Origin of the sequence: Rickettsiella endosymbiont of Dermanyssus gallinae (genome assembly GCF_019285595.1) — a bacterium.
GTDB lineage: Bacteria > Pseudomonadota > Gammaproteobacteria > Diplorickettsiales > Diplorickettsiaceae > Rickettsiella_B.
This window is the reverse complement of the sequence record NZ_CP079094.1, coordinates 73,875-86,814: the sequence shown is the minus strand read 5'-3', so window position 1 is coordinate 86,814 and position 12,940 is coordinate 73,875. Positions and strand designations below refer to the sequence as shown.

The window sequence follows — 12,940 nt, the reverse complement described above, 5'->3', positions numbered from 1 at the left end:
TTTCTTCTATAGTTTTAAAAAATACAATGTGATCTCTTGTTTTATTAGGATGTTTTATGGCAAGAGGCATTAATAAGGTTATTTTAGTGGGAAATTTAGGCGCAGACCCTGATGTAAAAGTAATATCTAATAACCAACTTATGACTACGTTTAGTTTGGCGACGAGTGATGCATGGAAGGATAAGCAAACCGGCGAAAAACAAGAAAAAACCGAATGGCATCGTATTGTATTATTTCAGCGCCTGGCTGAAATTGCCCGCGATTATTTAAAAAAAGGGGCTAAAGTTTACATTGAGGGTAAATTACAAACACGTAAATGGCAGGACAAAAGCGACGGCCAAGACCATTTTATAACCGAAATTGTGTGTAAAGAACTACAGATGCTAGATAGCAGAACAGATAAATCTGCTGATCCTTCTACTACATTACCGTCTACGCCTGACGAATTAGAGGAAAATATTGATGATGAGATTCCTTTTTGAAATTAAAAAAGTTCTTTCTGTTTAGGCTCTATAACCTCAAAGACTTCAAGGACAGTATATTTTTCACTATCTTTTTTAGCCTCGTTCATGTTTATTAGATCATATTCCAATTGGAAAGAGCAATGTAGATAATAATTAGCCCCTAATTTTATCTGTCCGGATTTAATTTTATCTAAAAATACCTTATCCTTTATACTAGCTTTTATCGTTTTATTATAAATAAAAACCCACTGTGAATCTCCTATAAAGTCAGGTTGCTTTATAAGCCAATTCGCATTGCTTGGCGGTTGTACTATGTGCGTTATTGACTCTTTATTATCAACAATCTCTTTCGCCATATTATCGAAATCGGAACCTTTTATAGTTAATGGTTTTAATTTACTTTCCTTACTAGGTATTAACTCAAAGGAAGTTCTATTTTCTTTCTTTGCTTCTGAAAATATTGACGAAACCAAGGTTTCTATTTCATTATTTTCAAAGTATTTTTTTGCGGAAGGTGTATCTACCTTTAGCGTTTCATTATCTTTATTGATAATAACTGTTATATTATGTACAACATTGAAGTTTATACTTTTTTCTTTTTCCCCCTTTAAGTGCTGTTTAATTTTTAAATAGTTATAGAACCCTCCTAAGATAAGCACTCCCAACCCTATAATTTCTTTACCATGATGAAATAATGTAGGGTTATCTTTTATGATGATAGCTAAGGACGTTAGAAAAGAACCTTGTGAATTACCATTAATCTCTACTCTTAAAAAGGCATCTGGCGCGGCTATCGAGGCGCTTCTTTTCATTAATGAAACAGTATTTTGTATAATATTGTTAAATGCTTCCGCATCTATACTATTTTTGCCACCTAATTTAATAGTAAAGTTACTAACATCTTCCAAGCATTCAATCCTCTTTATCATTTTTTCTATTCAATCCTTTTAAAATCCTAGAAAATTCTATCACTATTTTGCTCTTAAAATTTATCAAAGTATCTTAGAAAATGTTGTAGGTCTCTTCAGTACAATAATAGGTATTAAAAATCAAACCAATGTGGCGCTGTACCTCCATCAGATAAGATTGTTTCATAAGTGGTATAGCGTGTATTGCACTTATGGCAAAAGTGGCGTCTACGGTGCATTCTGCCTTCGTACATACGCCGTGAATTCTTAACAGAGGTCTTGGGATAATTACAGCTTGGATTAATACATCGCATTTTATTTCTCCGGTATCACAGTAAAATCTCGATAATCAAAATAGCCTTTTTTCTCCGCACTTAATTTCTGGTAATACGGTAAGGATTTAACCACTAATTTATAATCGTCTGGTTTTAACCGAATATATTTGATTTGATAGCCCCGTCGGTAATTCGTTACAAACTTATCTAGGGTCTCAAAAATCCGTTTTGTATGCGGCGTCATACTACTTAATAATCCTTTTCATTATGTCGGCAAATTTTTTGTCTCTTTTCTTGAGCAATTTTCTTTCTTTGTAATTTTGCCGCAATTGCACCGGATAACGTATTACCTCGTGTAGTAACTTTACAATGAACATAAATTTACCTCTTACGTGTTTGAATAAAGGATTAATATGAGTAAGTAGATTAGTACGCATCGTTATCTTCCCCTTGTTGTATATCGATATAAAAATCTTGTTCGTTTTCCGAACTGTTCAAATTTTGCTGAAGATGATCAATATCCCCTTCACAAATAATTTGATCTCCTTGATCTTCTTCGACCACTACGTTGTTTGTGTTTAAATTTTGCTCTATTTCATCCTCTATTTTGTTTAAATCTTGCCCAAGGTGATCTTCTTCTCCGAAGGAGATCAAGGAGATCAAGTTTTTTGTATTAGGATTTTTGATCTCCTTCGATAAATCAGAAATAGGCTCTTTAAAAGGAACCAACTTATTCTGCTGATTGTCCTTTTTAAGCTCGTCCGGTAAAGACCACATCCATCCGCCTGTAAAAGCTGATTTTTTGGGAATAATCCTTAAAGCTGTTTTTGCTCTAATGACACTTGCCCAAGAGAGGCCATATTCATTCGTCGCTTTCTTTAACTGACTAACGCTTCGCGCGCTATAAGCCAACTCATTACTCAGAAAATCTATTGCTTCTTTTAATATGCTGTTATCTTCCGGTTCGCTGGATGAACTCATGGTGTTCATAACCTCTTCGCTAATCATTTCGTCTTCCCAAACAATCTTTGAACTGCCGAATTGGTTATTATCTAACCAACAAGATTGAATCGAAAAAGCAAAGCCGTTTTTATCTTCAGCAATATTGTTTTTGACAGGAAATAAAAAACGGCGCTTTTTATCATTTGGGTCATGAGTCACCACAAACGCCGTGCGTGCTGCGGCTACAAAAGCCAAACTGCCAGCTACTCGCAATAACGGGTCTTGTCCTGAGTTTTTATTGAGATGGGAAACTGCCACGACAGCGACGTTATACTTAGCGGCCAGATCACTTAATGGCATCAGTAAGTTTCTCACTTCAGCATTGTTATAACTGTCTGTTTGACCTAAATAAGCCGTAATGGGATCAATGATAATCAGTGCAATATCTTTTAACTCGTTCAGCAATTTCTCTAAATTAGGTAAGTCTGTTTTAAGATTAAAACTGCGCTTAACTTCTTTGTCTTGTTTTTTATTTTTAACGAGCTTGATAATATAAACTTTGTTTAAATAAGCACCTACTGCTTCTAAACGCGGCCTGATGGTATCGGCAGGATCATCTTCTGCCGAAAGAAAAATAACACCCCCCGATTGGCATTGGGTTTGTTCTACTGGCCAAACACCGCCGCTCGAAACAACTGCGGCCATATACGCGGTAATTTGTGATTTCCCTAAACCAGGATTGCCAGCAATAATGGATACTTTTCCTCGAGCAATTTGATTCGGCCATAGCCAATTAATCGCCTGTGGTTCAATATCAAGGAAACGTTGATAAGAAATGCCGTGATGCTCTGGTAAGGGTGCATAAACTAAGTGTGCTAGTTCTTGATGAGCCTGTTGAACCAACGTTTTTATGTCACCTTCATTCGCATGTTTATCAAGGTAACCCAATACCTCCTTAAACTGTCGACGTTGTGAATGCTCCTTAACTATTTCTGCATAAGAAGTAATATTGGAGGTACGGTAGGTTTGCCTTAGTAGCTCTAAAACGTAAAGCTCGATGTTTAAGTCTTTTAATTCTGGGATTAGCTTTATTTCATCCTGGAGCATTAAGGCATCAATACATTCGCCCTGGACTAACTTTTTAGAAATAAGATCGAAGAGAACTTGATGCTCTCTTCGATAAAAGTCTTTAAACGTTAGTTGTTTTTGTTGTACGTCATCCCAGGTAGTGTTATCCAGTAATAAACTACCTATGATCGCTTGTTCAGCTTGGGATGAGTAGCAAGCGGGATTACTCATTTGCTTTCATCCATTAAATCGTATAAATATTCTTTAAGGTTTCTACGAAAGGATTTGGTTAAAAAAGGCATCTTTAATAAATCACAGGCTAAAATAGGATAAAAATTAACTTTTTTAGTAAGCTTATAAAAATGTCTCTCTACTTTTTGTCCTTCATTGGCATTTTTTAAAGGGAATCTTATTAGATAGTCATTCAAATACAGTAAATTAAAATGAGGGTCATACATTAAAAAATCGTATTGACACAGTTTATTTACACAGTGTATTAAATCGGACTTTAATAGGCCTAACATATTGTCTATAAAAATGTTTTTATATTCTAAATAACCCAAACAGCTAATTTCAGGTTGTTCATAAATACTTCCTAAGAGCAATCTTTCTTTAAGGTCTAGAGAAAATAGTCTTAAGATAAATTCATCCCTTGTTCTTTTTATATCAAACATATAGTTGTCATTCATTTTCATAAAATAGCTCCTCAAAAGTGAAAGTGGGTTAGATGGCTGGTTGAAAATAAAGGTATAAAATGGCATAGGGTCTCCTTATTAACGGTTAAAAGATGAAGGGAATGAAAAAGAAGGTTTGGGTTCTATTGTTAGGATTTTTTGATAGGCGGCATGGGGGGTGATTTCTTCGCATCGAACTTGATCAATCAATCCTTCGTCATCGTGTTCGATGATTTTTTTAAGTTTTCGATAGGTACCTTCACCGAGACCACAAAGGTCAGCAGCAAAGTCTCGTGTCTTTACCCCTCTTGGAAGTACCAAATGTGGTAAATTATCCACATTAAGACCTTTTTTAAGTGGTTTTCCACGTCGATTCCCCGCTAAACCCTCAACCCTTTGTGCAATTTTTGTACGCTCTATTAGATCAAATGTATTAGAAATATATGCAATAATAGATTTATCTAATCCCATATTGATTAATTTTTGTAAACAAATTTTACATCCCTTAACTATTTTCTTATTTGAATTTAAATAATGAAAATAAGTTTCTTCATCTGAAATTAAATAATAAAACTCATCAACAATAATAAATCTCTCTAGGTCTATTTTTTCATTACTTTGAGGACAATTTTTATCAAACGATGTTTTTATTATTTCTAAATTGATAGGACTAAATTTAATCGGAATATTATAGAATAAGGTAGAATTAGAAAGTTCTTTTTTATTTTTTTCAATACGAGAAATCAATTTTTCAGGAGAAATTACTACATCTAATTTCTTTTGTAAGTAATCAGTAATTTTTTTTGCAAGATCAAAGCAAATTTTTCTTTCACCACTACGCATTTTACTGATATAAGATTGAGAAACCTTGAGAATATCAGCCGCTTTTTCTTGTGTTTTGCATTCTCTTAAGAAAAGTTCAAAAACATCATGCTCCATGTGTATTCGCTCCCCTTTGTTATTACACAGTATCTATAAAGACTACCCAATAAATTTATGACCAGGGTATTAAAATTTTCGCGTAATCTATTAGTAGAAAGATAAAAAACTATTACCTTTTTTATAATAAAAATATTGATTTGGTTCTTAACCAGCTTATCAAGGATAAATACGTTCATGGATATGAAAAAATTACCTATTCACATATATGGAGAAAAAGATGCAACCGTCGAAGTTAAGGAGCAGAAACCATGAAAACCTTTGATCTTGAGGAAGCGGCTCAGTTTCTAAAGATGAACCCAGAAGGACTTAGAAGATTGGTAGCTAATGGGAAAATCCCAGCAGCAAAGCCAGGTAAACGCTGGTGCTTCCTAGAAGAAGACCTTGCTAATTACATTCGTTCACTTTACGATCAACCCTGCAAAATACCGCAGGGTGTCTCTAACAAGAGGAGAGAAAAATTATGGCACTCTGTAAACGCAATAACATCTGGTGGATCAGATTTTGTCAAAATGGAAAGAGAATACAACTATCTACTGGGACGGCAAACAAAGCAGCGGCGCAAGAATTGCATGATCGATTAAAAGCCGATCTATGGCGTCAACGCAAATTAGGTGAAAAACCAGAGAAACTATGGCAAGAGGCCGTTGTTAAATGGTTAAAGGTATCAGCCCATAAACGAAGTTTAAAGAACGATATACAGCAATTGAATTGGGTTGAACCTCACCTAAAGAATAAAAAGCTCAGTGAAATAACAAGTGAAATGATTGAAGAAATAGCCGAAAAAAAAGAAAAAACCGAAGTATCTGCTGCTACCGTTAATCGGTTACTAGCACTTTTACGGTCAATTCTCAGAAAAGCAGAACAAGAATGGAAATGGATTGATAAAGCGCCTGAAGTTTCTATGCGTTATGAAGGTGAAGAACGTGAACGCTGGCTAACGAAAGAAGAAGCTAAAAAGCTATTACAGGAGCTTCCTACACATTTGGCTGACTTAGCTGCGTTTTCCCTAGCCACGGGCTTAAGACAAGCCAATGTATTAAGGTTGCGATGGAAAAACGTTAATTTAGACGAGCGACACGCTTCTATTCCTGCAAAAGAATCTAAAAGCAAAGTATCTATTGCCGTTCCTCTAAATTCTGATGCTATTTCTATTTTAAGAAAGCAATTATTTAAGCATGATGAATTTGTATTTACTTATAAAGGAAATCCTATAAGACAGTGTAATACTAAAGCTTGGCGTAAAGCCCTAAAGCGAGTGGGGATCGAAGATTTCCGTTGGCATGATTTACGTCATACCTGGGCATCATGGCATGTGCAAAATGGAACTTCATTATATGATTTGCAGAAACTGGGTGGTTGGTCTTCCCTAGATATGGTTGGACGCTACGCTCATTTAAGCAGCTCTCATTTACGAAATGCCGCAGAGCGGGTAGCTGGTACAAAACTGGTACATCAATCATGAGAAGGTTAAACAGTAAATTGCTAATTACGCTCAAATTGACTACAATTCGGGGTCTTTCAGGTTCATGCCGAAATAGCTTAGCTGGTAGAGCAACTGATTTGTAATCAGTAGGTCCCGGGTTCGACTCCTGGTTTCGGCACCAGTTAAATCAAGGGTTTAATTAATCTCTCTTCTTTAAATCATCGCTTCATAGGGCAACAGTGGGGCACTTAGAAAAAATAAATAGCAATAAATCTAAACAAGCCTTCCCTATTTTGAATAGAATCTTTAGTTAATTTACATTTTAACTTCGCGCATTTATTGAACAAATTAAACACTGTTTTTTTCTCAACTGCCCCTTAAGTGCCCTTTTCACATTTTTAAATGTGTAATACTACTTAATAATAAGTATAAAATAATAATTATGACAATGATTAATAATCAGCTGTTGCCATTATTTTTCACTTATTGTAATTTATAGTTACTAACAATAAGTAAGGCTGAAACATGGCTAACATTGAAAAACGAATTACTCAAGATGGAAAAATCAGTTTTCGAGTCAAGGTTAGGCTTAAAGGTTTTCCTACACAAACCGCTACTTTTCAACGTTTAACCGATGCCCGTAAATGGGTACAGCAAACAGAAGCTTCGTTGCGAGAAGGCCGACATTTCAAAACCACTGAGGCCAAACGCCACACTTTAGCTGAAGCCATAGATCGTTATATTCATAAAGTATTACCCACACAATCTAAAAAAGAAAAAAATCAATTAACACAATTGAAATACTGGAAAGAAATCTTAGGGACTTATACGCTTGCCGAAATAACACCCTCTTTATTAGCAGAACAGCGTGATAGGTTACTTGAAGAAAAAACCAAACGTAAAGAACTACGTACACCGGCTACCGTTAATCGTTACCTAGCTGCATTAAGTCATGTCTTTACTGTCGCTATAAAGGAGTGGTCTTGGGTAGAGGAGAATCCTTTGCTCAAAATCACTAAGCCCAAAGAACCTCGTGGACGTGTGCGTTTTTTATCTGATGAAGAACGCCCCCGCTTATTAGAAGCTTGCAAAGCAAGTGATAGCAAAATTCTTTACACCGTGGTGGTATTAGCACTTTCTACAGGCGCTAGGCGTATGGAGCTTTTAGGTTTGAGCTGGAAAGATATTGATTTGCTACGTGGCGTCATTATCTTACATGAAACTAAAAACGGAGATCGTCGCGTACTCACCTTAAGCGGTCATGCTTTGGAGCTAATGAAACAGCATGAAAAAACACGTGACTTAAATTGTGTTCTTGTTTTTCCTGGCAAGAATCTGAAAAACCCGATTGATATTCGTTCTCCTTGGGAAACCGCTTTAAAACGTGCGGGCATTACTAATTTTCGCTTCCATGACCTCCGTCACAGCACAGCCTCTTATCTCGCCATGAATGGTGCTAGCTTATCAGAAATTTCTGAAGTATTAGGCCATAAAACTTTACAGATGGTAAAACGCTACGCACATTTATCTGAAGCTCATACCAGCAAAGTCGTTGCCAAGATGAATGAGAAAATTTTTGGCTAATAAGCACATAGCCCTATCAATTCTTTTGCTTTGCAATGCAGTTTCCATAAAAACATACCGCATATTGTACTATTAATTTTAGCAATCAACTTCCATACTAAATCTGTTTGTAATGGTGTGCTACATAGATTAATTAGTTTTCATCACATGTAGTGTTGCGTTTTTATTTCATAACACGATATCGTAGTTATATATATTTCTCATTATTTACAAGGAAAAAATCTATGGAAAAATCAGCTTCCTCTACTCGATACATTCCGGTTCCAAGCTGGGAAAAATACCACGAATGGCCAAAGATCGGGGGTTTACGCAATCTAATTTTTAACCGTGATACCAATGGTTTTTATAAAGTCATTAAAAAAGTTGGTAAACGCGTTTTAATTGATGAAACTGCCTTTTTTAACTGGATCAATGAACAAAATGAACAAGGAAAATAACTATCACTTATTACCCCCCTTCAAAAATATCTTTTTCTGATCAATCAATGGAGGATTATGTCTACTAATAACATAGGACTGAGTACTCGCAATACTCAGCCCTACAAGAAACATCAAACATACCATGTTACCCCAAAAGGCCTTATAGCACCACTTACGTATAAAAAAAGAAGGCGGAAGTTTGATCGAAATTTACTACCTAACCCTCGCGTGTATTACGCGGGGGTGTTAAAGAAATTTCATCCTCGAAAAGAACAAGCCACTGCCCTTTGTCCATTTCACAGCGACAAAAGCCCTTCTTTCTCCGTTAACTTACAGACAGGGACATTTTTCTGTTTCAGTTGTGGCTCAAGAGGCGGAAATGTTCTCGATTTTCACATTCGCTTGCGCGGAATTGAGTTTATTGACGCTGTTACTGAATTGGGGGCATGGAAGTATGAGTAACTTACCAACACAAGAAATTGTCCAAGGCTTAATTAATAAGTTTGCAAAAAATGAACTAAAGGACGCATTCAAAGATTATAAACATACGGGTACACATGTTTATTATGATAAAGATGAAACAGTTGCATTGTTAAAGATTCGTCTAAAGAACCTTACCTCGGGTGAAAAGTGGATAAGGCCTTTTCGCTATGATAGCGAACGAAAAAATTATACCATAGGAGAACCTAAATTCGATCAAGGCAAGCCATTATATCGCTTGTCTGAGCTAATTAAGCGCACCGATGAAACTATTTGGTTCTGTGAAGGAGAAAGTTGCGTAGAAGCGATGGAAAGCTACGGATTATTAGCGACAACATCTGGTTCTGCCAATTCAGTCAATACGACTGATTTCTTCCCGTTAGCTAATCGTAAAGTAAATTTTTTCTGTGACTATGATGAGGCTGGCATTAAGTATCGGGAAAATGTCACGGCTAGGTTACAAGCATTAGGCTGTACGATTCGTTGGGTTAATGTTGAACAATTACATCTTCCGAAAGGCGGTGATTTTATTGACTGGATGGAAGCAAAAGGTAGCATTACAAAAGAAGATATTCCACAATTACCTTTAATTGATGCGCCTCCTTTAGAAGATACACCAGTTTCTTTTTGCCCTTTTGATGTTAGGGATGACGGTGTATTTTACTGCAAAGCAGGCGATACAACTATCTGGCTTTGCTCAAAATTGGAAATAACCGCATTAAGTCGTGATCCGAATAATGAGAACTGGGGGCGAGTTTTAGAATTTAATGATGCTGACGGACACTTGCATCACTGGGTTATGCCAGACACTTTTTTAAAAGGAAATGGAGAGCTAGCAATAACCGAGTTATTACGTCTAGGTCTGACTATTCATCCTGGCTTAAAGCAAAAAAGATATCTTCTCGAATATCTTGCTACAACATTCGTGGAAACTAAAGTACGTTGTATAGACCATACCGGATGGTATAAACAATCATTTATATTGCCAAATAAGATCTATTATCCGCCTTTAGAAAATCAAGAACCCTTGAAGTATCGTGGTGATTGTACCCTACACAATTACAGTTATTCAGGCACATTAGATGAATGGACTTACAATATCTCTAAATATTGTTCAGGTAATTCACGATTGATGTTTGCGGTAGCGCTGGCGTTTGCCGGTCCGCTTGTCGGCTTATTGGGGCTAGAAAGTGGTGGCTTTCATCTTGTCGGAGAAAGTAGCATAGGCAAAAGTACCGCTTTAGCTGTGGCCGCTTCGGTTTATAGCGGTAAAAACTATGTTCGTACGTTGCGCACCACCGATAATGGTTTGGAAGGATTGGCTGCGCAGCATAATCATGCGTTACTTATCTTAGATGAATTATCGCAGCTTAATTCGCGCATTGCGGGTGATGTGTTTTATATGTTAGCAAATGGTCAAGGCAAAGCGCGTGCGTTTAGAACAGGGCAAGCCAGGAACATAGCGACCTGGTGTTTACTTTTTTTAACCAGCGGTGAACTGTCATTACGGGCTCACTTAGAATCAGCAGGACAAACCATTAAAGCGGGTCAGGAAATTCGCTCAATCAACATTTCGGCTGATGCGGGTGAAGGTTATGGGATATTTGAAGACTTGCACGGTCATAAAGATGGTTCGAGTCTATCGAATTATCTTAAGGAACAGTGCCAACGTTCTTATGGCAGCGCTATTGATGCTTTCTTAACATATTTAGTGAAGACAGATAAAGAAAAGATTCTAAAGGAACGAAATGAGATAGCGCAGAAATTTCTAACTCGCATCAAGGGTGATAATGCACACGGACAAGTTAAACGCGTGGTAGAACGATTTGCTTTGGTAGCTGCGGCAGGTGAATTGGCGATAAAATGGGGTATTGTAGACTGGGAAGTAGGCACTTGTATTGAGTCCACGTTTACATGCTTTGAATCATGGATAAACGATCATCGGGAAGGCGGTATGAGCTCTTCTGAAGAAGAAAAAATAGTAGAGCAAGTCCGTTACTTCTTTGAATCGCAGTCATCCCGTTTTGATTCGTTTATGGTTCAATCATCCTTCAAAGGTAATCGGGCGGGCTTTAGAAGTGAGGCGCAACAGGGAAATGCCGCAGGCGATTATTACGTTTTTACGACGACTTTTAAAAAGGAAATTTGTAAAAATTATGAGCCTCGGTTAGTAGCAACCATTTTAAATAAAAAAGGTCTTTTGTATCTCCCGAAGAGAGGAAATGATATGAGCGTATCGATACGTGTGCCGGCAGCTAATAATAAACAGTTTCGCTTATATCATTTTCCTGCCCAAATTGTTGAAGCGAGAGAAGAGGAGAAAAAGCAGGGATAGTAAAAAACCTCTGTAACAGCTGCAACATTTGTAACAAGATAAAAGCGTAATTAAATCAATAAGTTATACTAGCTTATATGTTACAAATTAAAATTTAGCTTCTGTAACATTTGTAACATGCATAAAAAACAAACTGTTTTGTTACAAAAGTTACAAAGAGAAAATAACCTTTTCCAGCAAGGAAAAATTAAAAAATAAATTAAAATCAACAACTTACGTTAATGTTACAAAGTTACAAATGTTACAAGCCATTTTTGCCAATTCTGAAAAATAGAGGGAATATACAGAAAATGAAATATCAACCAGGCCAAAGCGGTAATCCCAAAGGCAAACCGAAGGGAACGTTAAACAAAAAGACACGATGGTTGCAATTACTTGAGTCTCATGCGGATAAGCTGGTAGAGCAAGCGATTGAATTAGCAGAATCAGGTGATGCTAATACCTTACGTTTTTGCTTGGAACGATTAATTCCTAAAGCCAAAGATAGACCCGTTAACCTAACGTTACCTAAGGAGCTGGATAAGTCAGGCGCTTTACTGGAAGCAGGTAACGCTATTTTAAGGGATGTGGTTAAACAAGAAATAACCCCCGACCAGGCCAAATCACTAATGAGTGTCCTGGCAGCCTATCGAGATACTAGTTTAATGGAAAAACTAAGCCAGGAAATTAGCGAACTCAAAGCAACGCTAAAAAATCAGGAAAAAGAACAATTTTAGAGACTTAACTTTGGAGATTGAGTAAATTTCGATCAGTGATACGATATTTCAACAGGCCATCTGAACTATTCCACTTTATTATATAATACCTCATTTATACTAAGTATACATAAAGACTTTCTGGGTATTTTGAAGGCAATGGAAATAAATTTACAGGCATATAAATATGCTGAATCGACCGTGTGTGAATTTAAGGAGATATGCAAGCCACTTTTTAAATTAGATGTAAAAGTTTTTGCTTATTTTAGATTTTTTAAGCAGACCGCATTAAGTATCTATAATAAATCAGCATAAGCTTGAAAATTAAACCTAGGTATTGATACGAGTCTCTGCTCATGAAAATGCCAGACTAATTTACGTATTTGTTGTATGAGGTCATCCATTTTCGTAAAGGATTTGCAAGCATAAACTTTGTGTTTTAACCAATGCCAAAAACGTTCTATTGGATTATATTCAGGCGAATAAGGCGGGAGAAAAAGCAGCTCAACCCAGTGATGCTTTTTGATAAATGCCTGTACTTTTTTGCTTTTATGTATCGACCCATTATCGAGGATAAGCATTAATTTTTTGCCCGGATTAGCTTGATGTAGCTGATGCAAAAACATAATGAATTGTTGGCTATTTCCCGTATCTGCTTGCTTCCAATAAAATCGGCTTGTTCGTAGGTTTAATGCACCAAAAATTGTTTTGCTTAATCTATTTTTAATGGT

The 12,940-nt window shown here is 36.4% G+C and carries 15 protein-coding genes and 1 tRNA gene; 9 read left to right on the top strand and 7 right to left on the bottom strand.

Features of this window, described 5'->3' with window-relative positions; genetic code table 11:
• Positions 1–56: 56 nt before the first annotated feature.
• A complete protein-coding gene (ssb, locus tag KX723_RS00430; RefSeq protein ID WP_218814180.1) occupies positions 57–482 on the top strand; it encodes a single-stranded DNA-binding protein in 426 nt (141 codons plus the stop codon).
• 2 nt (positions 483–484) lie between these two features.
• Here ssb and KX723_RS00425 read toward each other — a convergent pair whose 3' ends face one another.
• From KX723_RS00425 to KX723_RS00405, 6 genes are all read right to left on the bottom strand, one after another.
• Entirely contained in the window at positions 485–1,372 is an 888-nt protein-coding gene (locus KX723_RS00425; protein ID WP_218814179.1) for an LAPAL motif-containing putative phage structural protein, read from the bottom strand.
• Between the two features lie 134 nt (positions 1,373–1,506).
• A complete protein-coding gene (locus KX723_RS09805; RefSeq protein WP_425516586.1) occupies positions 1,507–1,686 on the bottom strand; it encodes an NrdR family transcriptional regulator in 180 nt (59 codons plus the stop codon).
• A gap of 1 nt (position 1,687) precedes the next feature.
• A complete protein-coding gene (locus KX723_RS00420; protein WP_218814178.1) occupies positions 1,688–1,891 on the bottom strand; it encodes a hypothetical protein in 204 nt (67 codons plus the stop codon).
• Positions 1,892–2,073: 182 nt separating this feature from the next.
• Complete coding sequence (locus KX723_RS00415; RefSeq protein ID WP_218814177.1) at positions 2,074–3,888, bottom strand: AAA family ATPase; 1,815 nt, start codon at positions 3,886–3,888, stop codon at positions 2,074–2,076.
• Positions 3,885–4,352, bottom strand: coding sequence for a hypothetical protein (locus KX723_RS00410; protein ID WP_218814176.1), 468 nt, complete (start codon positions 4,350–4,352; stop codon positions 3,885–3,887). Before KX723_RS00410 ends, KX723_RS00415 begins: the two co-directional genes overlap by 4 nt.
• A 78-nt stretch (positions 4,353–4,430) precedes the next feature.
• On the bottom strand, positions 4,431–5,270 hold the full coding sequence (locus KX723_RS00405; RefSeq protein ID WP_218814175.1) for a helix-turn-helix domain-containing protein: 840 nt from the start codon (positions 5,268–5,270) through the stop codon (positions 4,431–4,433).
• A 251-nt stretch (positions 5,271–5,521) separates the two neighbouring features.
• On the opposite strand from KX723_RS00405, the gene KX723_RS00400 reads away from it, so the two are divergent.
• The 8 genes from KX723_RS00400 to KX723_RS00365 all read left to right on the top strand — a co-directional run bounded on the left by KX723_RS00400 (position 5,522) and on the right by KX723_RS00365 (position 12,230).
• The gene (locus KX723_RS00400; protein ID WP_218814174.1) at positions 5,522–5,854 is read left to right on the top strand and encodes a helix-turn-helix domain-containing protein; all 333 of its coding nucleotides are present in this window, start codon (positions 5,522–5,524) and stop codon (positions 5,852–5,854) included.
• Positions 5,839–6,735: a tyrosine-type recombinase/integrase gene (locus KX723_RS00395; RefSeq protein ID WP_246562465.1), complete on the top strand. Its 897-nt coding sequence runs from the start codon at positions 5,839–5,841 to the stop codon at positions 6,733–6,735. Before KX723_RS00400 ends, KX723_RS00395 begins: the two co-directional genes overlap by 16 nt.
• 66 nt (positions 6,736–6,801) lie before the next feature.
• Positions 6,802–6,877 (top strand) — tRNA-Thr (locus KX723_RS00390).
• A gap of 344 nt (positions 6,878–7,221) precedes the next feature.
• On the top strand, positions 7,222–8,280 hold the full coding sequence (locus tag KX723_RS00385; protein ID WP_218814173.1) for a tyrosine-type recombinase/integrase: 1,059 nt from the start codon (positions 7,222–7,224) through the stop codon (positions 8,278–8,280).
• Positions 8,281–8,504: 224 nt separating this feature from the next.
• Positions 8,505–8,717, top strand: a complete 213-nt coding sequence (locus tag KX723_RS00380; RefSeq protein WP_218814172.1) for a hypothetical protein — start codon at positions 8,505–8,507, stop codon at positions 8,715–8,717.
• Between the two features lie 57 nt (positions 8,718–8,774).
• Complete coding sequence (locus tag KX723_RS09800) at positions 8,775–9,161, top strand: CHC2 zinc finger domain-containing protein (protein ID WP_218814171.1); 387 nt, start codon at positions 8,775–8,777, stop codon at positions 9,159–9,161.
• Positions 9,154–11,514 (top strand): DUF927 domain-containing protein, encoded by a 2,361-nt coding sequence (locus KX723_RS00370; RefSeq protein WP_218814170.1) that lies wholly within the window; start codon positions 9,154–9,156, stop codon positions 11,512–11,514. The genes KX723_RS09800 and KX723_RS00370 overlap by 8 nt, the downstream gene beginning before the upstream one ends.
• Positions 11,515–11,804: 290 nt before the next feature.
• Positions 11,805–12,230 carry a DUF5681 domain-containing protein gene (locus KX723_RS00365; RefSeq protein WP_218814169.1) on the top strand — a complete coding sequence of 142 codons (426 nt, stop codon included), beginning with the start codon at positions 11,805–11,807 and terminating at the stop codon, positions 12,228–12,230.
• A 275-nt stretch (positions 12,231–12,505) separates the two neighbouring features.
• On the opposite strand, the gene KX723_RS09710 is transcribed toward KX723_RS00365, so the two are convergent.
• The gene (locus KX723_RS09710) at positions 12,506–12,937 is read right to left on the bottom strand and encodes an IS630 family transposase (RefSeq protein ID WP_218814910.1); all 432 of its coding nucleotides are present in this window, start codon (positions 12,935–12,937) and stop codon (positions 12,506–12,508) included.
• Positions 12,938–12,940 lie beyond the last annotated feature (3 nt).